Raw genomic sequence first — 25,851 nt, 5'->3', positions numbered from 1 at the left:
TCGTCTACAGTTTTATTAGAATGAAAGGTTAACACCAAATGAATAATTTCTTGTCAGCGGATAATAGCTACTAACCACAGATAAGTCTTTCATATTGTAAGCAGATTCCGGATCGACACCGTCAAATCCGGTAATAGTGAACAGATTGTCTACACTGAAGTATACTCTCAGGCGGGTAATGCCCGATCCGGCCAGTACTTGTTTAGGCAATGAATAACCGAGCTGCATATTTCTCATCTTCAGGTAAGAAGCATTCTGCATCCAGAAAGTGGAAGTCATCCAGTTCTTTTTTGAGTCTTTCATCGACAAACGGGGATAAGTAGCATCCAGGTTATCCGGAGTCCAGCGATCCAGATGATATTCAGTCACTTTACCTCCATTGTAGAATGCCTTGTTGATCTCATCTTTCACGATTGCATTGACCATTCCGGCTCCCTGCAACAATGCAGAGAAGTCAAAGTTCTTATATTCGAAGCCCAAACGAAGTCCGTAGTTTATTTTAGGGAAATAAGTACCCAGCGACTGGCGGTCGTTTTCATCGATCTTCTTGTCATTGTTCAAATCTTTATATTTAAGGTCGCCCGGCTTAGCACCCCAGATCTGTGTCGGATGTCCGTCGATCTCCGCCTGGTCTTTAAAGATTCCTTCGCAAACATAGCCATAGATATTATTGATAGGATCGCCAACAGAACGTCCGGGAGTATCTCCACCGCTCAGGTCGGTAATTTCATTATGCACATAGCTGAAGTTGAATGTTGCATAATACTTGAAATCGTTGATCTGATTGTTGTGGCTGATCTGCATTTCCATACCCGTATTGCGAACCTTTCCAGCATTCTGCATCGGCGGTTTCACACCTACGATCTCAGGGATAGGCAACTCCAACAGGATGTCTTTTGTATTCTTTACGAAGAAGTCACCGGTAAAACTCAGCTTACCACCGAAAGCATCCGCATCGACACCAATATCTATCTGGTCTGTCTTTTCCCAGGTAATGATCGAGTTAGCCATCTTTTCATTGATTGAAATACCCGGATACAACATATTACCGAAGTTGTAGTTCTGACCGAACATATAGGTATTATAGAAAGCATAATCGCCAATCTCCTGATTACCCAATTGTCCCCACGAAGCACGGAACTTCAGATTATCGATCCAGGAAGCCGTGAAGAAACTTTCTTCAGACACACGCCATCCGGCCGAGAAAGAAGGGAATGCACCGAAACGGTTATCCTTCGGGAAGCGTGAAGTACCGTCGTATCTGATATTCGCTTCCAACAGGTAGCGGTTGTCGAACGTATAGTTCACACGGGCAAAGGCTGAACGCAAAGCATATTCCACCATATTTCCCTCGGAAGTCTGTGTTGTTATATCGCCTGCATTAATTTCACCCAGGCTGTTATTCAAAGGAAGATCCTTACGGGAAGCTCCCAGGATACGATACTGGTTATATAATTGCGAATATCCCAGCAATCCCTTCAGATCATGTTTACCGAAACTCTTTGCATAATCCAGATATGCCTGAAGATTTACTTCCAGCATCTTATTATCCTTGTTTTCCACCGAACTACGGGTTGTACGGATAGGATCGACAGACTCGGCGGTATAAAACTTCATACTTCTGAGAAAAGTATGTTCGTCTTTCAGATTGAATGTCGTTGAAGCATTTCCTCGTAAAGACAATCCGTCGATGATCTTATAGGTAAAGGAGGCACTTCCCTGGAAATTATTATTATAGGTACGTGCCAGGCCACTTTCACGGGCTGAAGCGACAGAATTATGTTCGTTCTTGAATAATCCGTAATTCCCATTCTGGAATTGGATCGGAGTAACCGGCGTTTCACGAAATGCATAATACATTATACTGGTCATACCGGTAGCAGGAGCCGCCATACGGCTACGATAAGCCGAAAGGTTCAAAGAAACATTCAGCCGGTCGTTGATCTTCGCATCGAGGTTCGAACGGACATTGAACTTATTATATTCAGTGTTGGGCATCAACCCTTCCTTATTATGATAGCCAAAGGAAAGAGAATATTTAATTGCCTCAGACCCACCATTCACACTCAAATGGTGATTATGGAACAGTCCGTTTTCGCTGAATAACGCACCCAACCAATCACTATTGGCAAAATGATCCCGATCGGAACCATCTTTAAACTTCTGCAGGTCCGGATCTGAATATAATCCCTCCAATCCGTCATTTTTATAGGCCTCATTCAAGAGAACCGCATAATTATAAGAGTCCAAATATTTGGGTAGACGGGTAGCTTCCTGCCAACCGACATATCCGTTATAGGAAATGACAGGCTTACCGACAGCACCTCTTTTGGTAGTAATCAGCACAACGCCGTTTGCCGCACGCACACCATAGATAGAAGCTGCCGCAGCATCTTTCAACACGGAAATGTTCTCGATATCGTTCGGATCGACATTACTCATCGACGATTCCACACCATCGATAATAACCATCGCTTCGGAATTACCCAACGTCCCGACACCACGGACACGCAAAGCGGCTCCGTCGGCTCCCGGTTGTCCGGCATTCTGTACAATGGTCACACCCGATACGTTACCGGTCAGCATATTTACCGGATCGGAAGTCGTTCTGTTCTCCAACACATCGGCCTTTACACTGCTGACTGCACCGGTCAGGTTCACCTTCTTTTGTGTTCCGTAGCCGACAACAACAATCTCATCCAGATTCTGTGTATCGTCCAGAAGAGAGACAGAAATATCGCTCCGGTTATTCACCGGGATCTCCTGCTCCATATATCCGATATAGGAAACCTGCAAGACAGCATTCTGTGGCACTTCCAATGTAAAGCGTCCGTCGATGTCGGTCACTGTCCCGTTCGTCGTACCCCGCTCTATCACATTAGCCCCGATCACCGGTTCTCCGGTTTTGTCCTTCACAACGCCTGTTACTTTCTTTTGTTGTTGCGGAGACGACGCTTTAGTAGTCTTCTGCGAGATAACGATCATTTTACCCTGAATAGAGTAGCTTAATCCTTTGTCTAATATAGCCGACAATACTTCTTCGACAGATGCATCCTTAAAATTATGATTGATCTGCTTTTGCTCATTCACCTCATCTTTTTTATAGATGACCGAATATTGGAGTTGTTTCTCCACTTCCTCCAGTACTGTTTTCAAAGGGACGTTCCTGAACTGCTGAGTGATTTTCTGAGCGTCCACCGATAATGAGCCGGAAAGTAGCAAGGCCAGTATTAAAGACCTTCCCACGAGTTTTTTGTACATCATAAGATAGATAATTAGTTATTAGATTTAATACATATATAAAACAAGCGCGCTATTGCTTTTTGATATAAATTTCTTGTCCCTGCCGCTCAAAGCGTATCGGAATAATATCGGAAAGTGCCTGCAGGAACTGGTTGATAGTCTCTTCGTTCCGCAATGAGACCCTGAAGGTAGCGTCTTCATCAAGCGCAGTATCGAGATGTATTTTCACATCATACTTTCTTGACAGGCGGACAGCCAGTTCGCCTAATGCGATTTCGTCATATTCGACCCTTCCTTCTATCCACGACCGGTATTGCGAGGCCTGCACATAATGACTGGAAAAGTCTTTTTTTTCTTTATCGAAACAAAGCAATTCGCCGGGTTTTAACTCCAACTGTCTTCCTTCGTAAAGCACTTCAACGGCTCCTTCCAGTAAAGTGGTTGTGGAAAAAGGATCTTCCGCATAAGAGGTCACATTGAACTTCGTACCTTTTACCAACACATCGTAGCAACTTGTCTTGACCAGAAAAGGTGATCCGTCCGACTGCTTTTCTACTTCAAAATAGGCTTCTCCCTCCAGTTGCACCGTCCGGTTACTTGCACTAAAATTATCCGCATACCGCAAAGTCGATCCGGCATTCAACCAAACGACAGTCCCATCGGTCAGCATCACTTTACTTTTCTCGCCATAAGCAGTAACCAATGCGAAATAATTCGGATCAGTCTGCTTGCTGAAATAAGACAAAGCCCCATAAGAACCGCTCAACATTACGATCACAATCACAGCTGCCACAGCGACTACCTGACGCAGGCTATACTTTTTGTGCCTGAACAAATCCGGTACATCGTGTTTTATCTGAACACGCCGTTGCAAATGCTTCCATTCGTTGACCACCCCCAGGTCGGGCGTTGCCGATCGCATCCATTCTTTTTCCCATCGACGGAACATCTCATAATTATCCGCACAGGCATTCACAAAGAGAAAGAGTTCTTCCTCTTCCTGCAAAGTAATACGCCCTTCGAAATAGAGCACGGCTAACTGATGAATATTCTCCTTTTCCAATTCCATAACTTTCGCTTTCTATATGATATAACAACCCATTCCTTTTTTACCCAACCCCCGGTATCTTCTTTTTGCAAACATTCAGCGCAGTGCATACAGAGTTACTTAATGGAAACAGCATCTTTGAAAGTGTTTCACTTAAGAGAAACAAGTGTTTCACCTAGTAGAAACAACTGTTCCACTTAAGTGAAACAATTACTCTAAAAGGATGTAGCAGTGCGAATGCCTACAGGAAAGAAACGTTAATCAGACAGTAGCCATGCAATAACAACGATATAGATATCGAGCGGATACTTGTCTTTAAAATGTTTGGAGAAAGTCTTTAACGCTTTTGCTATATGCTTTTCCACAGCAGTCGTAGAGATACTTAAAGCTTCTGCTATCTCACGATTTTTCTTTTTATCAAAACGGCTCATAATAAATACTTCACGGCAACGCGAAGGCAGTGTATCTATAACCGCATCCACCTGTTCCTGCAATTCATTGTACAATAAGGTATATTCCGGAGAAGGATTAAAATCAAGACTATACAGTTCCTCTTTCCCGGCAATGGTTGCCAGGTGTTCAACATTATGTTGCTCTACTATTTGCAGATGTTTCAGGTAATTCAGACAGGCATTCCGAACCATAGCAAACAAAAGGGCGGAGACGGATATGGCTTCTATCAACTGACGTTTCTCCCAGAACTTCAAAAAACTCTCCTGAATAATATCCCTCACAGCCTCCTGATCCTCGACAAAACGAGATGCATATCCGCGCAAACGAGGATAATAACTTTTGAAAAGAAATTCAAAAGCCTGATCGTTTCCGTTATTTATTTCCCGTAATAATGTTTTCTCGTCGGTAAAATCTGCCATACATCACCATGTAACGCCATTAATAAAAGACAAAAGTAGAGAAATTATTCTGAAGTTTACACGACAAACCTTTCTTCTACTTTCCATAAACACTGTTTTATATCAGATATAAAACAAAACAACCCTTCGGATCAGCATATCCGAAAGGTTGTTAATAAAAATCAATGGCCTTTTTTGACCAGGACCCTCCCTTTTATTTCAATCATTCCAATGTGGCAGCCCAACCTCCGTTACGGACCATACAGATCGTTATGCTTGAAGAAGCATTCACTTTTTTACTATCCTTTTTATAATCCATCGCCTGGCGTTCTGCATTTACGCCATCCTGAAAATAGTCCATATCATATTCTTTGCCTTCGGACAAGAAGTCAAGGTTTATCGTGATCTCTTTTCCTTTACTTCCGGAAATACCTCCGATATACCATTTATCTCCTTTGCGACGGGCTACGACAACAGCTTCACCCACCTTCGCATACAGGCAACGTGTTTCATCCCATACAACCGGAACGGATACCATAAAATCCAGGCAATCCTTCTCCCGGTTATAATAAATAGGATTATCAGCCAGCATTTGTAATCCACTTTCAAAGACAACATACAAAGCCAACTGATAAGCACGGGTTCCGACACTCATGGCATTGGTGCGGGTATAATGTACATCTTCGGGGTGAGCACTAATCATAGAACCCGGTGTATAATCCATCGGACCAACAAAATTTCGCATAAAAGGCTGATAGATACTGTTATCAGGTATGCAACGGTTTCCCTGTTCCATTCCCAGTACACCTTCGTAAGAGATCACATTCGGATACTTATGTTCCAATCCTGCCGGTTTGAACGAGCCGTGAAAATCGACAAACAAATGGTGCTTGGCTGCTTCTTTTGCCACACGTTCATAATAGTTTACCATCCACTGGTCGCTGCGATCCATAAAGTCGATCTTCACTCCGGCAATTCCCCATTCGTTGAATTTCTGGAACAGGTCGAAGTTATTTTCCACTGCCAGCCAGGTAAGCCAAAGGACTATCTTCACATTCCGTTCTTCGGCATAACTGATTAGTTCGAACAAATCGATTGTGGGATTGGGAATGAAAGGATTATAAGTCGTCTCGGCCCATCCTTCATCCATCAGCATATAAGGAATGCCATTGGCAGATGCAAAATCAATATAATACTTATAAGAGTCCATATTATAACCGGACTTGAAATCCACTCCATATAATGCTGCATCATGCCACCATTCCCAGGCAACATGACCAGGTTTTACCCAGCTCACATCTCCCAATACATTCGGAGACGACAACTTACAAACCATATCGTTTCCAATCAGTTGCCGATCGTCTTTGGTGATCATGAAGAAGCGCCATGGAAAGCTACGGTTACCGGAGGTGCGTGCTATATAATCCGCTTCTTTTACGATCTTCAGACTGCGGTCTCCATCTTCACCAAACTCCAAAGGACAATTCGGGAATACAGAAGTCAGGCCGTTTCTTCCTGTACTTTTGAAAAACATACAGGGATAATCGGACAGATCAGCTTCCGAAATCAAAATCTTATATCCTTGCTCATTTTCCAGCAGGATAGGCAAATAGGTCATCTTATCATTTGCCTTATAGTCTGTTGTATGAATATGGGTATAAGGATATTCATACGATGTTTTAAAACTATTGGGTTGCGAGATATGGGCCAGATAATCGCTGCCGAAATTGATACCGCAAGTTTCATCATAAATATTGATCTGCCCTTTCCTGGCTGTTATAAAACGATAGGCAACACCGTCGTCGAACACTCTGAATTCGACAGAAAAATCTCCCTTAAAGTTAAGCAACAGGGTACTGCAATTGTTTTCCACCACTGCATTCTTAAAGGTGATCTCAGGTTTTATCGTTTCATTAATAGTCCCCCGCTTGACAGTTTTCAACACGGCAGAAGTTCCCAGTACCTCATCACCCAAATCCAACCGGAGGGAACAATCTTTCAACAGAAGGTTGTCGCCGGCATAAACAGAATAAGCAATCTGTCCTGTAGTATTGACCGATACTTTCAATTTCTTATCAGGAGAATACACATCCTGAGTAGCAGCGTGCATTTGTGCAGCAAAGAGTAAAAGCAGTAGCCAAAGGCTACTGCTTATTGATACTACTTTTTTCATATACTAGTTATTATTTATAATAAGGCAAAGCCCACCATACATCATTCATATAATCGTTTGTCTTATTGGATAACTCAGCCGTTCCATTCAGATAGTTGGCTTCATTACGTACCATTTCATCCTGCGGATAAGGCAAACGACCGATCATTTTTCCATTTGTAACGCTTAACTTGCTGGGGTTCGGATTGTCGGTAATGACACTCGGATAATGTGTACGTCTCCAATCGTTCCATATCTGAAGACCATTGCCGAACAGTGCCAGCCATTTTTGTGTGATCACTTCATCCAGGGCACCTCTCAGGTTCATTGCTTTATTTTCACCCAGTGTGGGAACCGTACTGATATAGTTTTCTATTTCCTCATCGGTGATAGGAGCCCCGATCAAGGTCAACGAACGCATACCCATACGGATACCTTCCCGATAATATGTATCCGCTGTTCCGGAGATATAGCCTTTCAACACCGCTTCAGCCAACAGGAAGTAAACTTCGGCTGCCCCCATTACTGTTGTTGCGCCTTTCCGGTTGAGTACCGTTTCTTTTTTGAAAGAAGCAAAGCCGTAACGTCCGATATTAGGAGCGAAATCTTGATCGAAAGTCATATATTTCAAAACATCATCGACATCATCCATTTCGCATCCGTTCTTCATACCTTCGTAATCCTCGTAATTGTCGTAATACTTTCCTTCGGCATCGTAAACGGCTGCTACATATTTCAAACGCGGATCGATTTGAGAAGTACTGTATTTCTTGAATGCAGAAATATAGGTACTTGAATAACAGTAACCACGTGAACCGATATAATACAAGATATCGGTTGCCCATGTGTTATCGAGGTAACTGGGTTGTCCGGTCACTGTCGGCTGGTGATTGACTTTTGCCACTTCATCCATCGAAGAAATAACCCCGGCAGCAACAGCTTTACTCACGTACTTCTTTGCCAGTTCCGGTTCTACATTCGAGATCTGGATAGCCATACGCAGCATAAGTGAAGCTCCGAATTTAATCCATTTGTCGCGGCTACCGCCATACATGATATCGTCTTCGAAAACCGGATCAGAAGAGTTTTGCAATGTCTGTACTCCATCATCCAGCAATTGCAGAAGACCCTTGAACTTATCCGTTCCCAAATAGATCTCCTTTTCGGTTCTGTATACGGGATAAGAAATTCCATTCAGTGCCTTTCCTCCTTCATCATAAGGAACAGGACCGAATGTATCGGTATATCTGCTCGATACAAGTGCACGGACGATATCGACCTGTGCCTGTTTAGAAGCCGAAGCTGTTTCCTCTGCCAATTGATCGTCCATCAGGTTGATGTAACGGAGGTAATCTACACAATACGATCTCCATATACTTGAGTAAACGCCCATTGCGGTTCCGTCTACCGTAAATGTATTACCGACGATATCGTAGTTACCGTTGGTAGTTGCCGTATATTGCATCATCGGAGCGAAATATTTCATTTCACCGGAAGGTATACTCAACGTACCTACTACATTGTGGAAAAGATTGTCCGTTCCTACCTTCGTCACTTTATTGGGATCTTTATTCAAATCACCAAAGTCAGCATTACAATTAGTCAATGTAAGTCCCAGTAATGCTATCGACAAATAATTTATTATATGTTTCATTGTTTACCAGTGTTTTAAAATTTAAGATTCAGATTTATACCTAACGAACGTACAGCAGGTTCACCACCGTTTTCAATACCTTCCATACCCACCGTCGAGTTCAGAGAGAATGTCGGATCACAGAAATCACTTCCTCTCCAGATGAAGAACGGATTGCTGAATACCAACGAGACATTGGCCTGTTTAAGCATCAGCTTGGAGATAAAGCTCGCCGGCAATTTATATCCCAGCGATATTTCCTTCATACGGATGAAACCACCGTTATATACGTTCTGAGAAGCTGTAACACTCTGTATCTTACCTAACTTCAACGGATCAAGACCGGTACCGTTCGCATAATATTCATCACGTCCAGGCACAGAGTTAATGTGGGTTCCGTGTTCATACATCCAACGGGAGGTCTTTGAATAATACTTATGTCCCAGACGGCTGTCGATAGTCAGGTTCAAATAAAAGTCTTTGTATTCAAGATGACTGGTAAGCCCCATAATCACTTTTGGAATAGCAGAACCTAGATAAGAGTTATAACTCTTATCGTACAATGGGTATCCATTGGCATCTCGCTGAACATTCCCGGAGTCGTCATACAGATAGTCTGAGCCGTACATCACACCGTAAGGCTCGCCTTCAATGGCCATTACACTCATTGCCTCCACAAAATACATCTGTATGCTCTTCAAGCCATCGTGTAGTTTCTTCACCTTGCTATAATTGCGTGACAACGTAAAGCCCAGATCCCAGGAGAAGTCTTTTGTCTCGACAGGCCTTCCGCTCAATGAGATTTCAAAACCATGATTGTTCACAGAGCCGGCATTCATCAGGCTGGATGAAAATCCGGATGAATTAGGAATAGGGATCTGCAAGATCTGATCTTTTGTCGTATTATTATAGTAGGAAACATCCAAACCAAGGCGATCGTTAAAGAAACGGATATCGAAACCATATTCGGCTGAATTTGTTCTCATCGGCTTCAGGTCAAGCGGCGGCAACTGTGTATTCTGGATATTTCCGGGATATACAATCGAACCTGATTCAGTGGGGAATCCTCCGGGGAATAAGCCATAATACATATCGAGCTGATAAGCATTCGTATCACTCCCGACCTGTGCCCATGAAGCACGGATCTTACCAAAGCTGAACCAGTCCGGGCGATCCATTAACTCAGAAAAAACCAAGCTACCTCCGACAGAAGGATAGAAATAAGAGTTATTCTGCTTGGGCAGAGTAGAGCTCCAGTCATTTCTGGCCGTAAATGACAGATAAAGGAAGCGGTTATACGATAGGTCCAAAGAACCGTACATGCCCCACATACGTTTATTCATCATATAAAAAGAAGCCTTCTGATTTTTGGCATTGCTCGGAGTATATAAACCTTCTGCAATGAAGTCGGCGGCTTCTACACTGGTGCTACGGGTTTTCTGTGACCAGTAGTTTCCTCCCATCATCGCATCCAGCCCGAACTTACCGAACTCTCCATGGTATTCTGCATATAAATCACTGTTCACCAGTAGATTCTTACTATTATACTTGCTCATTCCACCCTTTGTCATATAATCGGAACGTCCGGCCATAGAAGCCCAGAATCCTGATCCCTGAGGAATAGTCTGATCGGTATTAAAATCGGTCATTTCTAGCCCCTGACGATAAGTGACTTTCAGGTTATTCAGTATCTTATAACTGACAGAAGCCAGTCCGTTGCCATTATAGCTCTGGTCATTATTCTTATATTGATACAGTATATAGTAAGGGTTCAGTGCACCGTCCCAGTTGTTCATCAGGCCACCGGTAGTGATATCACGTCCCATAGCTTCCAGTTTCTTCAAATCCGTATCGGCTCCCATAATAGGTAATACCGTTGTCGGGTTGAATTGTCCGTGTCCGCTTTCCGGGCGTTGATGTGCATTTGTTACATTAAAATTGATCTTGAAATCATAACTCAGGCGTGAAGTCAGATCACCGTTCATACGCATAGTCAGGTTATGTTTCATATAATTAAAAGCCGGTGTAATATCCTTGTAATACTCGTTTCCATAAGCAAAACGGAAAGTGGCTTTCTTTGTTCCACCGATGATAGAGAGCGTATTGGCTGTATTAAAACCATTATTATAAAAATCCATCGGTTTATAACGAGAAACATATTTATGCTCCGAGCCATCGATAAAGACAGATGTCGTATTAGGATCGAGCTTCGCACCATAAGCGTCTTCAGAAACAGCCATAGCATCAGCCAGTGTCTTCGGATAGTTTCCTCCTTGTCCGCTACCATACACTTGCTGATACTGGGCCAATCCGGCATAGGGCATCAACATAGATGTATTTGTATTGAACTCGATACCGATTCCCTGATCGGCTACCCCTTTCTTTGTAGTGATAAGGAGAGCTCCACGGGAAGCTTTCGAACCATAAAGAGCGGCAGCCGATGGACCTTTCAGTACGCTGATGGATTCAATATCATCCATATTCATTCCACTCAGGCCATCGCCATAGTCTGTCCCACCGAACGGGCTTACATCAGTATTGTTCGAGTTATCGACAGGTACACCGTCAATAACATACAAAGGTTTGTTTGTGGAGCCTGATGCTATTTCACCAATTCCTCTCAAAACTATCTTAGTTGAACCGCTACGTTTGTTCCCGGTAATATCCAATCCGGCGATCTTACCTCCCAAGCTTGTCAGTAAGTTTCCAGAATGCACTTCACTTATCTCCGATGCGGATAACTGTGCAGCAGAATAATTCAATGCACGTTCGCTCTTTGAGATACCCAAAGCTGTTACCACTACTTCATCCAACAATTGGGTATCTTCCAATAATTGGACAGACAGGTTTTTCTCTTTACCGACTGCTATTTCGCGGTTCTTATATCCGATATAGGAAACCAGAACAACCGGACTTCCGGATATCTCCAGTGAGAAATTACCATCCATATCGGTAATTGTACCGTTTGTAGTTCCTTTCACTGATACATTGGCTCCAATAACCGGATCACCTTTCTGGTCGGTTACACGTCCTGTGATTATCCGTGTTGATTGTTGTTTTACCTGAGCCGAGCGGGCAGATAAAACAATCTGGTTATTCTCTTTCAGGATATAAGTAATTCCTGCTTCAGCAACTATTTTATCCAATACTTTCTTAATATCTCCATTGGTTGCTTCAACAGACACAACAGTGTTTAAACCGGTCAGGTCTTCATTATAGAAGAAACGATAATCGCTGTTCTTTTCGATATCTTTAATAACTTCACGTAAAGGCTTATTCTTTGCAGCGATTGAAATCTGGGCAGCAATTGTAATGCCTGAAGAGGCAAACATAAGACTGCATAAAGCCGCCCGTAATATTATTTGCTTGATGTTACTCATTTTTAGATGTTTTTTAATCGTATAAAAGATTATAAATAGTAACTTTACAAGCAGAATCAAGAGTCATTAAACTCCGGAGATAACCGGCAAGTTATCTCTATAAACAAGGAGAATGATTGATTCTGATTTGTAAAAGATCGTGTGAGTGGGACAGTTCTCCTTTGGAGCCTGTCCCCTTTTTTTGAATATTCTTATGTCATAGGCCGCTCAATTTTTTTAAGATTAACAATTTATTTATTCTCACTACGGCTTCGCATCCAATATGATCGTGTCTCCATGCGACTCATAAATAATGGGAGCTGTAAGGCTTATTATCTCTATTACATTATCTAAGCTATTATTCTTGATAACACCCGAAAAACGATAGTTCCTTATCTTATCTGATTTAAACTCGAGCTGTACATTGTACATTCGATTCAGCAAGATGGCAATGTCATCCAGTTTCTCTCTTTCAAAAGCCAGTTCATTATTGCGCCACATGCGGGCATACGATACATTCTCCGACGTACCGACAGTCAGGCTCCTGCTTTGCCGATTCAGGCTGACATGCTGGTCTGGGGTCAGGATAACCGAATTGTCTTCTCCCGTTCCGGCCTTTATACTTCCTTCAAACAGGGTAGCGACAAAATCGGGATCTTCATTATATGCCTTCACATTAAATGATGTACCCAAAGCCTCCACCTCCATCTCACCAGCTTTTACTACAAAACGATGTTCCTTATCTTTCGACACCTCAAAATAAGCCTCCCCGTTTAAAGAGACATTACGTTCTTTTACACCGTAATCGCTTTTGTAACGGAGCTCGGTATGCGAATTCAGCCAGACCTTGGTTCCATCCGGTAGTACAATACTTGCCCTCTGTCCCTTTTCTGCCGATACGATATATTCAGTGGCGACCCGCGATTTACTCAGAGTATATAAATAAGAAGAGAAAATTCCTATACATAATAATATAGTAGCTGCATAAGGCAAGAAACGAGTAAAAGACGATTTGGATTTAATACTCCTTGTTTCCCGTCCTTTTTGTGATTCCTCTATTTCATGCATTCTTTCCTTAATACGCAGGAACATCCGTCCCTGAACCTCCGCAGGCAACTCCTCATCAGAGGTTTCAATCCACCGCTGTTGATAAAAGTTCAGAATTTCATCCCTCGACGCAGAATTACGGAACCATTCCAGAAGCAACTGCTCTTCTTCCGGAGATGTTTCGCCACGCATAAAGCGATCGAGTAACTCTATATTTATATTGTTTTTTGTCATCGTTTAAGTTGTATATCCGAAAAGAAGAGCAATCCCTTACAAGGGGAGTAAAAAAAAATACATTTAACATTCATTAGCTAATATGACCAGTAATATAGCTAACAAATGATCATTGGATAATTTTTCTTTCAGGAAACGTAATGAACGATAGAGTTGAGTCTCCACCGTTTTTTCAGAAATCGACAGACGAGTAGCGATTTCTTTATTCGACAGATGTTCTCTACGGCTTAACTTAAATATTTCTTTTCTGGACAGAGGTAATTGTTCGATTAGGTTATCGATATAGAGACGGAGTGAATCTGCATCGATTTTCTCTTCCATCAGGAAGTCTTCATTAGTTTGCTGCTGGGACAATGCATAAAAAGCAGACTCCGACAACAGACGGTTTTCCGTTTCCTTATAAACCATATTACGGGCAATAGTAAACAGATAAGCATCAAACCCTTTATCCGGATCTATCGATTCACGTCTCTCCCATATCTTCATAAAAACACTCTGGGTAATATCTTCGGATAAAATCCTGTCGTACAATAGTGAGTTTATAAAATTAAAGACATGGGAATTGTATTTCCAGTAAATGGATTCGAAAGCAGCTTCATCTCCTTCCTTCAGACGCTTTAATACTGTAGCATCGATATCCTTCAGTGTGTGCTTTTCCATATCTCTTTCTCTCTATTAATTCGGGCAAAGATAAAAATTTATTTGAATGATAGATTCCTTTTAACGATACAGAAATAAGACTCAGAGATATATTGATCTATAAATGATGTGTCTCTTTTCCTGTTTCAGGCACAATCTACAACGTGCCCCATTTTATTGACATAGTTCATAAAGGACTAAGTCATTTAATCTGTCAGATGAAAGAATATATAAAAAACGAACATTCAGATTTAATCATAAAATATCTGCAAGGAGGATTAGACTCGCAGGGTATGGATGATTTCTATACCTGGGTGAATGAGAATACTGATAATAAAAAGTTATTCTTTGAAACCAAGGCGATTTATGATGCCTGCTGTAATTCTGACAGTCTGACAGAGGATATCCGAAAAAGCTGGGATCGTCTTTTACAAAAGAAGGGAATACAACGCCAGATAAAAAGCAAATGGCATCAATTTGGTAATTATGCAGCAGTGTCACTGGTCGCAGTCTGTCTTACCTCTGCTTTCTTTCTCTCCAATGAACATGAAACTAAAATAGCCACCCGCTATATCGGAGGGGACGGCCTGGATGCAGATGTAGTCGAACTGCCGGACGGTACTCAAGTCTGTTTAGGTTCGAAAACCATATTCCGGTATGAAAATGACTATGGAAATAAACAGAGAACCGTTTATCTGGAAGGAGAAGCCTTTTTCGAGGTTGCTAAAGATAAAGATAAGCCTTTCATCGTAAAGACGAAGGAACAGGATATCGAAGCTCTAGGAACTAAGTTCAATGTGACAGCTTACCCTTCCGACTCTCTGCTCACGACCACCTTATTGGAAGGATCAGTCCGGTTGACGACAGAAAACAGGTCGCAACGTGCTATACTTAAACCCAACCAGCAGCTGGTGTATAACCGGAATACCCATATCAGTAGTATTTTCGATGTAGATGCAAAACAATATATTTCCTGGACTACCGGATATTATTACTTCCCGGAGCAGAGCCTGAAAGCTATTCTTTACCGGTTAAGTCATGTCTATGGAGTACAGTTTACTGTCAACTCCGAAAGGTTAAACAGACGCACTTTCACCGGAACATTCTATCGCGGACAAAGTATAAAAGACATTATGGAAATCATCCACCTTTCTATACCGATCAGATACAAGATAGATGAACGCCATGTAACGATTTCAGAAATATAAGCAGTTGTTAATCTTTAAAATGAGGATAGTATGAGTGAGTAAAAAGGTAAAATCAAAAAAGAAGAGAAAATCTTGCCGGATTCTCTCTTCTAAAGTGTGTGATTCAATTAAACTTCCATTGCCGTGGAATAATGTTTAATCTTAAAACATTCAAAAGTATGAATAATCAACGTATAGTTGTTTCCGTAAATCTGAAAAGAACTATAAAAATCATGAAATTAACCGTGTTAATGTTAACCGTTTGCCTGTCGCAAATGGTCGCCGCAACTTATGCGCAAACAGCCAAGCTAAGTGTTTCTGCTAAAGAAGAAACATTAGAGAATGTACTGAAACAAATAGAAAAACAGTCTGAATTCCTGTTTTTCTATAATCTGGAAGAGATCAATAAAAATGAGAAGATCTCTATTAACAAAAAAAATGTAGATATCGAAGATTTACTGAAAGCGATCACCAATAAGACAGGCCTGAAGTATACGATCAAAGACCGTCATATTGTATTGACATCCGAAAATTCTCCCGTATCTGCCGGAACTACACAACAAACCCGTAAAGTAACCGGCGTTGTAAGCGACGCTATGGGAGCTGTTGCCGGGGCGAACGTTATTGAAAAGGGTACTTCAAATGGGACAACTACCGATATAGATGGTAAATACTCAATAGAAGTCTCAGCCAACGCCATTTTGCAGGTTTCTTTTATCGGATATATCCAGCAGGATATAGCAGTTAAGAACCAGAGTGTAGTGAACGTTCAGCTGAGAGAGGATACACAGGCATTGGAAGAGGTCGTAGTAGTAGGTTATGGTACTATGAAGAAAAAAGACCTGACAGGTGCTGTCGCTTCCGTAAAAATGGATGATGCTCCTGTCGGAACAGTTTCAACGATCAGTCATGCACTGGCAGGAAAAGCAGCAGGTTTACAGGTTAGTACGATCAGTGCACAGCCAGGCGGCCAGTCTACATTCCGTATTCGTGGAGCTGCTTCATCAGATAAGGCAGGAAATGATCCGCTGATCATTATTGACGGCTTTCCTGTAAGCGACCCGGGATCACTGGATAGCGGTAACCAATACAAGGACGGTAATAAAGATAACATCTTATCTTCAATCAACCCGAATGATATTGAATCGATCGAAGTGCTGAAAGATGCAAGTTCTACTGCTATTTACGGTGCACGTGCAGGTAACGGTGTGATCATCGTTACTACAAAACGTGGAAAGAGCGGAGCTGCCAAAGTTCAATATTCAGGATCTGTTTCTGTTCAGGATATTTCCAAGTCTTATGAGATGTTGGATGCATCGGGCTTCATGCAGGCCACTAATGACTACAGAAAAGAATTGTGGCTGCGTACGAATGGTGTCGGTATCTACGGAGGCAAATCGGAATCAGATGTAACTTCGCCTTTCGTTCCCGACTACACAGCAGAACAGATAGCCAATCCCGCACATAATACGAACTGGTTTGATGAAATCTCCCGTTTAGGCTTCCAGACTTCTCATAACCTCTCGATAACAGGAGGTAATGACAATACGAAATATCTGGTTTCAGGAAACTACTTCAAACAGGACGGTGTTATTAAAAATAATGCCATGGAACGTTATTCTGCACGTGTGAACCTGGATCAGAAGCTCAGTAAATATGTAAAGATGGGGGTAAACCTGAATGTTTCACGCAACCAGTATGACAACATTCCTCTGGGTAACGGACAGAATGAAAATGCAGGTATTTTGGTTTCTGCAGCCCAGTTCAACCCGACGCTACCGGTACGCGATGAGAACGGCGAATATACAATGAACCAGGACGCTTCATTCCTTCCGAACCCCGTATCTCTGTTGGATATCACGGATAAGACGACCAAAGAACGTTTACTGGGTACTGTATTCTTTGAAGTTCGTCCGATTCAGGACTTGTTGTTGAAAGCAAACTTCGGTATCGACCGCAACTATCAGAAACGTAAACAATACATGCCTACAACAACGTTGTATGGAGCCAGAGAAAACGGAGCAGGATATATTGCGCAGGCCGATAACTCCGACTATCTGATGGAATTGACAGCCAATTATACCAAACAGTTCGGTGATCATAACCTGAATGCATTGGTCGGCCATTCCTATCAATTGTTCGATTATGAATTCCTGTCAGGAAAAAGCAATGACTTCATTACGGACGGTTTCTTATATAACAACCTGGGAGCCGGTAATGCAAAACGTCCGACTGTCGGATCAAGTGCAACCAAGTCACGTATGGCCTCCTTCTTCGGACGTGTGAATTATTCTTTTAAAGACCGTTATTTATTGACTGCAACACTGCGTGCCGACGGTTCTTCCAACTTTGCCGAAGGAAACCGTTGGGGATATTTCCCTTCTGTTGCGGCCGGATGGAGATTCACTGAAGAAGAATTTTTACAGCCACTGACAAAAGTACTGTCAAACGGTAAATTACGTTTGAGCTATGGTGAAACTGGTAATGCAAATGTAGGGGATAAAGCATACAGCTATTATAAAGTTGGTAATAACAATTTTTTTGGCGGTAGTGCTATCAACGGCGTTTATCTGGACCAGATGGGAAACAACGAACTTACCTGGGAGACCACACGCGAATGGAACCTCGGTCTGGATCTGGGTTTCCTGAACGGACGTATCAATGTAACAGCAGAATACTTCCATAAAGTAATATCAGACCTGTTGAACGAACGTACCTTGCTTTCTTACAATGAAGTTAACAAAATCATTGCGAATGTTGGAAAAACACAGAGCCAAGGTTTTGAATTTACATTGAATACGACTAATATCCGCAATAAAGATTTCGAATGGACTTCCGACCTGACATTCTCCCTCTACCGCGATAAGTGGAAAGAACGCGATCCGAACTGGAAACCCAGTGCATACAGCGAATATAACGGTTACATCCGCTCTTATGCCGGCTATTTGTCAGATGGTTTGGTACAACCGGGTGAAACAATAGATCATATGCCCGGTGCACTTCCCGGACAGGTAAAAATCAAAGATATCAACGGATATGTTTATAATGAGGATGGTTCCATCAAGGTCGATGAACACGGTATTCCGATGAAAACCGGTAAACCTGACGGTAAACTGGATGATGCCGACAAAGTAATCTATGGCTCTGCCGACCCTGGTTATCTGTTCGGTTTCAACAACACATTCCGTTACAAGAATTTCGACCTGAATGTATATTTCTACGGCCAGTTTAATAAACTATCTGCCGGTAGTTATAAGAAAACCTGGATCAGTAATAACGTCAACGACTTGCGCCGTGGTTACAATCAGCCGGTTTCCGTAAGCGATATATGGAGCTCAACGAACCCTAACGGAACGCTGCCCGGTTATTTCCAAACGGAAAGTGCATACGGTACAGGCGACTATTATTACGAAAAGACCTGGTTTATCCGCTGCCGTAACATCACATTAGGTTATAATATACCGATCAAGACCAGCAAGCATATCTTGTCCAATGTACGCGTATATTTCGATGTGAACAACCCGTTCGTCATCACTCCATACACAGGTCTTGACCCGGAAACAGATATTTCAAGCTCGGAAAGTACTCCTTCCAGCCTGCAATGGGCTTATCCGAATGTACGTACTTATAGCTTTGGTTTGGATATTACATTCTAATTTATTAATCGACAAAAGAAGATATTAGATCATGAAGAAATTATTATATACATTAATGTGCTGCTGCGCATTAAGTTCATGTACCGACCTGGAACCGGAAAGATATGATGCTATCAACCCCGGATTTTTCCCGAAAACAGAGAAGGATGCGGAAGCATTGGTTACAGGTGGAGTTTATGCTCCTTTCCGTTGTGATAATTATAGTGGTATATTTAACGTTGCTACTGGTGTACAGATCATCGGTGATATGTCGACGGATATAGCCGTTTGCTGCTGGGTCAATGATGCATGGATCCCGTTGACCAACCATAACTGGACGCCCAATCATCAATATTCAACGATCAACTACACCAACTATGCAAAATACCTGGGGACTATGACATTAACCCTGGAACGTATTTCCGGTGTGGAAATGGCTGATGACGTTAAAGCACGCATGAATGCAGAGATACACATGGGGCGTGGTTGGCTAGCCTTCTTATTATATGATTTTTATGGTCCTATCCCCATTCCTACATTAGATCAGCTGAATAATCCGCTGGCAGAAGAGATCATACCGCGTGCTACCCAGGAAGAAATGACTACGTTTATCGAAACAGAATTGAAAGCTGCATTGGAAGGTCTTCCTACCCGTGCCTCTTCTTTCGGACGTTTCGACAAAGGTTTGGCATATACCGTTCTGATGAAATTCTATATGCATGAAAAGAACTGGGCAAAAGCGGTTGAATGTGGTCGTGAACTGATGAAAGCTGATTATGGATATGGTTTGATGGATACGTACCAGTCTATCTTCACACTGGAAAATGAACAGAACAAAGAAATCATTTTTGCCTGTACGGAAGAAAGAGGAACTCAGTTAGAATTATGGCACGATCACTGTCTGCCGGGTAACTATCCTTGCAAAAATAACTCTATCCAACGCTGGGACGGTTTCAAAGTTCCCTGGCCGTTCTATCGTACATTCAATAAAAAAGACGACCGCCTTTCCGTACTGGTGGGTGAATATATTGGGAACGATGGTGTATTGTTCAATGAAGAATCCGATATTATCAAGCACGGTAACACCTATTCGGGAGCCGTACCGGTTAAGTATGCAGAAGACCCCGAGTCAACCGGCGATGGTAGCCAGATCGACTGGATCGTTTATCGGTATGCCGATGTATTGACATTATTGTCGGAAGCGATTGTCCGTAATAATAATGCAGTTAGCCAGGAAGCACTGGATTTACTGAATCAGGTTCGCGTACGTGCTAAACTGGAAGCATATACCATGGGCGATGTGAAAGGCACAGATGATTTCCTGGATAAGGTTCTTCAGGAAAGAGGATATGAGCTTTGGTGGGAAGGCGTACGTCGTTCCGACCTGATCCGCCACGGTAAGTTTATCCAGAACGCGATAGACAGAGGATCCACGACTACCAAACCGGAGTTTGTATTGTTCCCGCTGCCACAAGCAGTAATCAATGAAGGCAAAGGAATTATTATACAAAACGCTGGATATTAATTCGTTTTTTAATGATTTAAATATATATTTGCATTGTGAGAAAGGGCCGCTTTAATTGCGGCCTTTTTTCTCTCAGCTAACAACTAAATATCATGAACTATAAACACTTATTCAGTACTTTGTGTACATGTTTTCTCCTGCAAGGAGTTACGCAGTTAATACAAGCACAAGATTATCCTGCCAATCCACTGGAAAAAGAAGGATACCGCCTGATTTTCCACGATGAATTTGAAGGAAATAAAATTGATAAAAGTAAATGGATTCCGGAATATTTGCCCTCCTGGCCCAAAGACAGGAGTATCTGTACACCTACTTATGAGATGAAAGACGGAGTTATCAAACTCATTATTGATAAAAATTCAAAGAATGAATTCGATAAAAGCATGTATATCTCCGGATTTATGAGTGCCAGCCGCACAGGGCTTCACCATTACGACTCTAAAAAGAAAGCACTGCACGAGATAAAGACAGAAGCCACTCAGATCAATCAATATGGTTATTATGAAATGCGTGCAAAGATGCAAAACGGAGGAGGCGTACATTGTGCTTGGTGGCTGATCGGCTTTGAGGATGATCCGAACCAAAGCTGCGAGATCGATATTTTCGAGATCCTGGGGACAGATGTGAATAAAATATGGGCAACAGTGCATAGCTGGAAAGACTCTACGATCCAGTATCATACAGAACATCCCTGGTTTGCCAACAAAAAGTTGGCAGAAGAATTTCATATCTATGGATTTGACTGGACGCCGGAAGGGGTCGCTGTCTACGTCGATGGCATACAGGTCATGAGGCATAGAGCAGCTATAACATATCCACTTATTCAGATCATCTCTTTTTATGATAACCGGAAAGCGAAAAATGGCTGGACCGGTACCTATGATCCGTCCATTCCTTACCCCAAAAGTTTCGATATCGATTATATCCGCATGTATAAAAAGATACCGGATGGTTATAAGTCCGTTCCTGCCAATGAACTGCGCATAACCTCCGTTGAACCGGCCCGTATGGAAGTTTCCGAAGGAAAAGCCGTATTGCGGAATATCGACGGGCATATCACTCGTGAACTCCTATATACACCATCTTATGTGAATGTTCATTATAATGACGGAACTGTCACTCAACAGTTTGTTGAATGGGAAGCGCTGAGTGATGAAGCATTCAGTCGGATTCAAAAAGTCGGAACTGTCATTGTCGACGGTCAAATAACCGGTCTATCCGACACTCTGTTGAAAGGGGAAAAGGCAACATTGATCATTACAACCAAATAAAAACAAAACGAATATGCATATACAGGAAACCGTCAACCTCGGGAATTATCGGTTAGGCCTATGGATTCCGGACGGGACTGATCGTTTGAAAAAAACACTCGCTATGCAATTCGTCGTGCTAATGGCGATATGAAATGGTAGATCTCCAAAAACAACCAATATGGTATAAATATTTTGACAACATTAACAATCTAATAAAATGAAAATAATTAATATTTTGTTGCTATTATGCTTTTCGGCAGTGATACAAGCAAGCCCGATAGACGGGTTATTAGAGCGTATTGACAAGGGAGCTTCCCGTAAATTTGTCATCGAACAGATCAAATCGCCCACCGACTTTTTTGAACTGGATCAAAAAGGAGATAAAATCGTTATCCGCGGTAACAATTATGTCAGTATTGCAACCGGAATAAACTGGTATCTAAAATATCATGCAGGCATTCACCTCTCTTGGAACGGAATGCAAGCTACGCTTCCGGAAGTCCTTCCTGCCGTAACAAAAAAAGAACGACATGAAACAGGGATGAAACTACGTTATAACCTGAACTACTGTACGTTTTCTTATACAATGGCATTCTGGAATTGGGATCGCTGGGAGAAAGAGATCGACTGGATGGCTTTGCACGGTATCAATCTGCCATTAGCCATGACAGGGGTGGAAAGTGTCTGGTATAACGTTTTGAAAAAGTTGGGATACAACAAAGAGGAGATCAATGAATTTATCTCTGGCCCCGGTTTTATGGCCTGGTGGCTGATGAATAACCTGGAAGGCTGGGGCGGTCCAAATCCTGACAGTTGGTATCAGCAGCAGACCGTTTTGCAAAAGAAGATACTGAAACGTATGCGTGAATACGGTATCGAACCTGTATTGCCGGGATATTCGGGCATGGTCCCCCACAATGCCAAAGAAAAGCTGGGACTGAATGTTTCCGACCCGGGCTTATGGTGCGGTTATCGCCGTCCGGCTTTCCTTCAGCCTACCGATCCCCGCTTTCAGGAGATAGCTTCCCTTTATTACAAAGAGATGGAGAAATTGTTTGGCAAAGCCAATTATTACAGCATGGACCCGTTCCATGAAGGAGGTAGCGTTGCCGGAGTCGATCTGGATGCTGCTGGCAAAGCAATCATGTCTGCCATGAAGAAGGTAAATTCGAAAGCCGTTTGGGTGGCCCAGGCATGGCAGGCCAATCCTCGCTCAAAGATGATTGAGAATCTGAAAGCCGGAGATATGATTGTCCTCGATCTGTTTGCAGAAAGCCGCCCGCAATGGGGAGACTCCGAGTCGACCTGGTACCGTAAAAGCGGTTTTGGGCAACACGACTGGATCTATTGTATGCTGCTGAATTATGGCGGTAATGTCGGTCTGCACGGAAAAATGACGCATGTGATCGATGAATTCTATAAGGCAAAAGAAAGCCCTTTCGGTAAAACGTTATGTGGCGTCGGTATGGCGATGGAGGGTAGTGAAAACAATCCTATCATGTTTGAGTTATTAACCGAACTACCCTGGAGAGAGCAACGGTTTAATAAAGAGGAATGGCTGGCAAACTACGTTCGTGCCCGTTACGGTTCTGATAATAAAACGGTGGAAGAAGCCTGGACGTTACTCAGTAACTCGATCTACAACTGTCCTCCTCAATCCGTTCAGCAGGGAACACATGAATCAATTTTTTGTGCACGTCCATCAGAAAATGCTTATCAGACTTCCAGCTGGTCAGAAATGTCTGATTATTACAATCCCCAGGATGTTATCCGTGCTGCTCGTCTGATGGTATCGGTAGCCGATCAGTATAAAGGGAATAATAACTTTGAATATGACCTGGTTGATATTGTTCGCCAAGCCATTACAGAAAGAGGCCGTCTGTTGTACAAAGCAGTGATGGCCGCTTATACATCAGGAGATAAGCCACTCTTTGAAATGGCCTCCCGGCATTTCCTGCAACTGATCCTTTTGCAAGATGAATTATTAGGAACACGTCGTGAGTTTATGGTAGGAAACTGGATTGACCAGGCTCGTAATCTGGGGAAGACTCCTGAAGAAAAAGCTTTATATGAGTGGAACGCACGTGTACAGATTACCACCTGGGGCAACCGTCAGGCCGCTGACGAAGGAGGTCTGAGAGATTATGCCCATAAGGAATGGAACGGGATACTAAAAGATTTCTACTACATGCGATGGAAAGCCTATTTCGACAATCTTATCCAGAAGATGAATGGAAAGAATCCGGAAGAAATAGATTTTTATACATTGGAAGAACCTTGGACAAAAGAGACGAATCTGTATCCGTTTAAACCAGAAAACGATTGTATACCAACTATAAAACATATATTCAAAGAAATATTTGAATAACAAAAAAGGAGTAGAAATTATTGTTCTACTCCTTTTCCTTTTTTACTTTATCTTCTCAAACCAAGGTAATCTTTCCAGAGGAGCATTCACCTCTATCGTTTTAGGCCCACGGAATTTTTTGCCGGTATCATCTCTCCACTCTCCTTTGGGCAACATAACCTTACGTGTATGTTCTTTTGTCAGGATCGGAGCTACCAAGTACTTATCTCCCAACATGAACTGATCTTTGCAATTTACAAATCCTTGATGAGGAAAAGCATATTCCATATGACGAATGATCGGTTCGCCTGTTTGTGCTGAAGAACGTGCTTGATCGAGAATATAACCACCCATCTTTTCATGCAAATGAGCATAATCACGACAGATAGCCAGATGCTTTTCATCGAGGATGCGCCAAGGTGCTACAGAAAACTGCATCATAGGCATCAATGTATGCACCTGGCAGGAACGAACAATCAATTCCTGATCCAACTTGGTCTGGTCAATACCCAAAAAAGAGCCGAATTGCCCCCCGCCGATCATATCTGGACAAGCATAAGCATATCCTAGCAGACCCGCAGCAATCATATCAGGGATCAACAAGCCCACTGCATTCCAGGAATAGTCTTTATCCCCCAAGCGTTGCACTAAAGGCTGCCCTCCCATCTTCCAACCGGCACGGTATTCGTTGAATGGGAAATCCAGACCTATTTTTGCCCAATATTCACACATATCGACTGAAGTAGCGTCTTTATCATAAAATTCCAGATCGGGATCACTGTAAGGACCGATATCACCTGCATCAAATTTGAAACCATCCACACCGTACTTATCCTGCATATTACGTAGCTGTTGTTTTAAATGTTCTGCAGCAGCCGGATTACTCAGATCATAACATGCACTATATCCGTTCCACCAGGGAATAATAGCCGCCTGGTTGGTTCCTTTTTTCTTGATTAAATAACCTTTTTGCTGCAATTCGCGAAATTCCGGACTATCCGGGCTAACAAACGGACAGATCCATAACATAATACGGAATCCGTCTTTATGGAGCTGATCGATCATACCTTTCGGATCAGGAAAACGTTCGGGTTTAAAATCAAAATTACCATAATATTTCTGCCAGTTGTCATCAACCATAAAAACACCTATGGGGAATTTATATTTCAAAATATTGTTGGCATATTTCAATACATCTTCCTGATTCTGATTGTACATCAGTTCAATCCATGTATTATATTGAGGCATGGAAAAGAATAAAGAGTCAGGTAACTGACCAGAGGGAGGAAAATATTTTGCAGATGCGACCATATAAGCATCTTTCAACGTATTACCTGCTAATACCGGTTCTATACTCTCAAAATCGGAAAACAGCTGTAATATTCCATTTTCAAACTTGAATGAAAAAGGTTTATCACTCCATATGTATCGTCCCTCTGATGAAATCAAAAGAGGAACATTCTGATTATTCAAATTCTCTGTAGAAAGATCGAACAGACGCATATTTTCCTTAAACGGCATTTGAGAACCAAGTGCCACCATGCCTCCCCACCATTTTTCATTTTCCAAAGAAGATATTTTGGATTCATATTTACTTCCTGCCCAACAAGGTAATATTCCTAAGATTACAACCAGGGACAACAAAAAGGCTTTCATCGAATGCTTCATGTTTGTTTTATTAGATTTATTAATTACCCC

Annotated in this window: 14 protein-coding genes; 5 read left to right on the top strand and 9 right to left on the bottom strand. The window is 42.3% G+C overall.

Annotated features, from left to right (window positions below):
* Window positions 1-15: 15 nt before the first annotated feature.
* From QZ076_RS02580 to QZ076_RS02545, 8 genes are all read right to left on the bottom strand, one after another.
* Complete coding sequence (locus QZ076_RS02580) at window positions 16-3,261, bottom strand: TonB-dependent receptor (protein WP_365324406.1); 3,246 nt, start codon at window positions 3,259-3,261, stop codon at window positions 16-18.
* A gap of 52 nt (window positions 3,262-3,313) precedes the next feature.
* Window positions 3,314-4,312 (bottom strand): FecR domain-containing protein, encoded by a 999-nt coding sequence (locus QZ076_RS02575; RefSeq protein WP_293710063.1) that lies wholly within the window; start codon window positions 4,310-4,312, stop codon window positions 3,314-3,316.
* A gap of 236 nt (window positions 4,313-4,548) precedes the next feature.
* Window positions 4,549-5,163, bottom strand: a complete 615-nt coding sequence (locus QZ076_RS02570; protein WP_293710061.1) for an RNA polymerase sigma-70 factor — start codon at window positions 5,161-5,163, stop codon at window positions 4,549-4,551.
* Between the two features lie 202 nt (window positions 5,164-5,365).
* Entirely contained in the window at window positions 5,366-7,315 is a 1,950-nt protein-coding gene (locus tag QZ076_RS02565; RefSeq protein WP_293710060.1) for a glycoside hydrolase family 97 protein, read from the bottom strand.
* 10 nt (window positions 7,316-7,325) lie between these two features.
* On the bottom strand, window positions 7,326-8,948 hold the full coding sequence (locus tag QZ076_RS02560) for a SusD/RagB family nutrient-binding outer membrane lipoprotein (protein WP_293710059.1): 1,623 nt from the start codon (window positions 8,946-8,948) through the stop codon (window positions 7,326-7,328).
* Window positions 8,949-8,962: 14 nt separating this feature from the next.
* A complete protein-coding gene (locus QZ076_RS02555) occupies window positions 8,963-12,307 on the bottom strand; it encodes a SusC/RagA family TonB-linked outer membrane protein (protein ID WP_293710057.1) in 3,345 nt (1,114 codons plus the stop codon).
* A 243-nt stretch (window positions 12,308-12,550) separates the two neighbouring features.
* Window positions 12,551-13,567, bottom strand: coding sequence for a FecR domain-containing protein (locus tag QZ076_RS02550; RefSeq protein WP_293710055.1), 1,017 nt, complete (start codon window positions 13,565-13,567; stop codon window positions 12,551-12,553).
* 63 nt (window positions 13,568-13,630) lie between these two features.
* Window positions 13,631-14,227: an RNA polymerase sigma-70 factor gene (locus QZ076_RS02545; protein ID WP_293710053.1), complete on the bottom strand. Its 597-nt coding sequence runs from the start codon at window positions 14,225-14,227 to the stop codon at window positions 13,631-13,633.
* Window positions 14,228-14,436: 209 nt separating this feature from the next.
* On the opposite strand from QZ076_RS02545, the gene QZ076_RS02540 reads away from it, so the two are divergent.
* From QZ076_RS02540 to QZ076_RS02520, 5 genes are all read left to right on the top strand, one after another.
* On the top strand, window positions 14,437-15,414 hold the full coding sequence (locus QZ076_RS02540; RefSeq protein WP_293710180.1) for a FecR domain-containing protein: 978 nt from the start codon (window positions 14,437-14,439) through the stop codon (window positions 15,412-15,414).
* A gap of 158 nt (window positions 15,415-15,572) precedes the next feature.
* Window positions 15,573-19,049, top strand: coding sequence for a TonB-dependent receptor (locus QZ076_RS02535; protein ID WP_293710051.1), 3,477 nt, complete (start codon window positions 15,573-15,575; stop codon window positions 19,047-19,049).
* Window positions 19,050-19,080: 31 nt separating this feature from the next.
* Window positions 19,081-20,553: a RagB/SusD family nutrient uptake outer membrane protein gene (locus QZ076_RS02530; RefSeq protein ID WP_293710049.1), complete on the top strand. Its 1,473-nt coding sequence runs from the start codon at window positions 19,081-19,083 to the stop codon at window positions 20,551-20,553.
* 92 nt (window positions 20,554-20,645) lie between these two features.
* A complete protein-coding gene (locus QZ076_RS02525) occupies window positions 20,646-21,824 on the top strand; it encodes a family 16 glycosylhydrolase (RefSeq protein ID WP_293710047.1) in 1,179 nt (392 codons plus the stop codon).
* Between the two features lie 199 nt (window positions 21,825-22,023).
* On the top strand, window positions 22,024-24,174 hold the full coding sequence (locus QZ076_RS02520; RefSeq protein ID WP_293710046.1) for an alpha-N-acetylglucosaminidase: 2,151 nt from the start codon (window positions 22,024-22,026) through the stop codon (window positions 24,172-24,174).
* 42 nt (window positions 24,175-24,216) lie between these two features.
* On the opposite strand, the gene QZ076_RS02515 is transcribed toward QZ076_RS02520, so the two are convergent.
* Window positions 24,217-25,809 (bottom strand): glycoside hydrolase family 31 protein, encoded by a 1,593-nt coding sequence (locus QZ076_RS02515; protein ID WP_293710178.1) that lies wholly within the window; start codon window positions 25,807-25,809, stop codon window positions 24,217-24,219.
* Window positions 25,810-25,851: the final 42 nt, after the last annotated feature.

The sequence above is a fragment of the uncultured Parabacteroides sp. genome, assembly GCF_905196875.1.
Taxonomy (GTDB): Bacteria; Bacteroidota; Bacteroidia; order Bacteroidales; family Tannerellaceae; genus Parabacteroides.
The sequence above is the reverse complement of the archived record's forward strand: the minus strand, read 5'-3'. Positions and strand labels throughout refer to the sequence as shown.

What these genes read in the sequence shown, in the direction of transcription:
- QZ076_RS02580 (WP_365324406.1), bottom strand. Translation starts at nt 3,261, where the DNA reads ATGTACAAAAAACTCGTGGGAAGGTCTTTAATACTGGCCTTGCTACTT.
- QZ076_RS02575 (WP_293710063.1), bottom strand. Translation starts at nt 4,312, where the DNA reads ATGGAATTGGAAAAGGAGAATATTCATCAGTTAGCCGTGCTCTATTTC.
- QZ076_RS02570 (WP_293710061.1), bottom strand. Translation starts at nt 5,163, where the DNA reads ATGGCAGATTTTACCGACGAGAAAACATTATTACGGGAAATAAATAAC.
- QZ076_RS02565 (WP_293710060.1), bottom strand. Translation starts at nt 7,315, where the DNA reads ATGAAAAAAGTAGTATCAATAAGCAGTAGCCTTTGGCTACTGCTTTTA.
- QZ076_RS02560 (WP_293710059.1), bottom strand. Translation starts at nt 8,948, where the DNA reads ATGAAACATATAATAAATTATTTGTCGATAGCATTACTGGGACTTACA.
- QZ076_RS02555 (WP_293710057.1), bottom strand. Translation starts at nt 12,307, where the DNA reads ATGAGTAACATCAAGCAAATAATATTACGGGCGGCTTTATGCAGTCTT.
- QZ076_RS02550 (WP_293710055.1), bottom strand. Translation starts at nt 13,567, where the DNA reads ATGACAAAAAACAATATAAATATAGAGTTACTCGATCGCTTTATGCGT.
- QZ076_RS02545 (WP_293710053.1), bottom strand. Translation starts at nt 14,227, where the DNA reads ATGGAAAAGCACACACTGAAGGATATCGATGCTACAGTATTAAAGCGT.
- QZ076_RS02535 (WP_293710051.1), top strand. Translation starts at nt 15,573, where the DNA reads ATGAATAATCAACGTATAGTTGTTTCCGTAAATCTGAAAAGAACTATA.
- QZ076_RS02530 (WP_293710049.1), top strand. Translation starts at nt 19,081, where the DNA reads ATGAAGAAATTATTATATACATTAATGTGCTGCTGCGCATTAAGTTCA.
- QZ076_RS02525 (WP_293710047.1), top strand. Translation starts at nt 20,646, where the DNA reads ATGAACTATAAACACTTATTCAGTACTTTGTGTACATGTTTTCTCCTG.
- QZ076_RS02520 (WP_293710046.1), top strand. Translation starts at nt 22,024, where the DNA reads ATGAAAATAATTAATATTTTGTTGCTATTATGCTTTTCGGCAGTGATA.
- QZ076_RS02515 (WP_293710178.1), bottom strand. Translation starts at nt 25,809, where the DNA reads ATGAAAGCCTTTTTGTTGTCCCTGGTTGTAATCTTAGGAATATTACCT.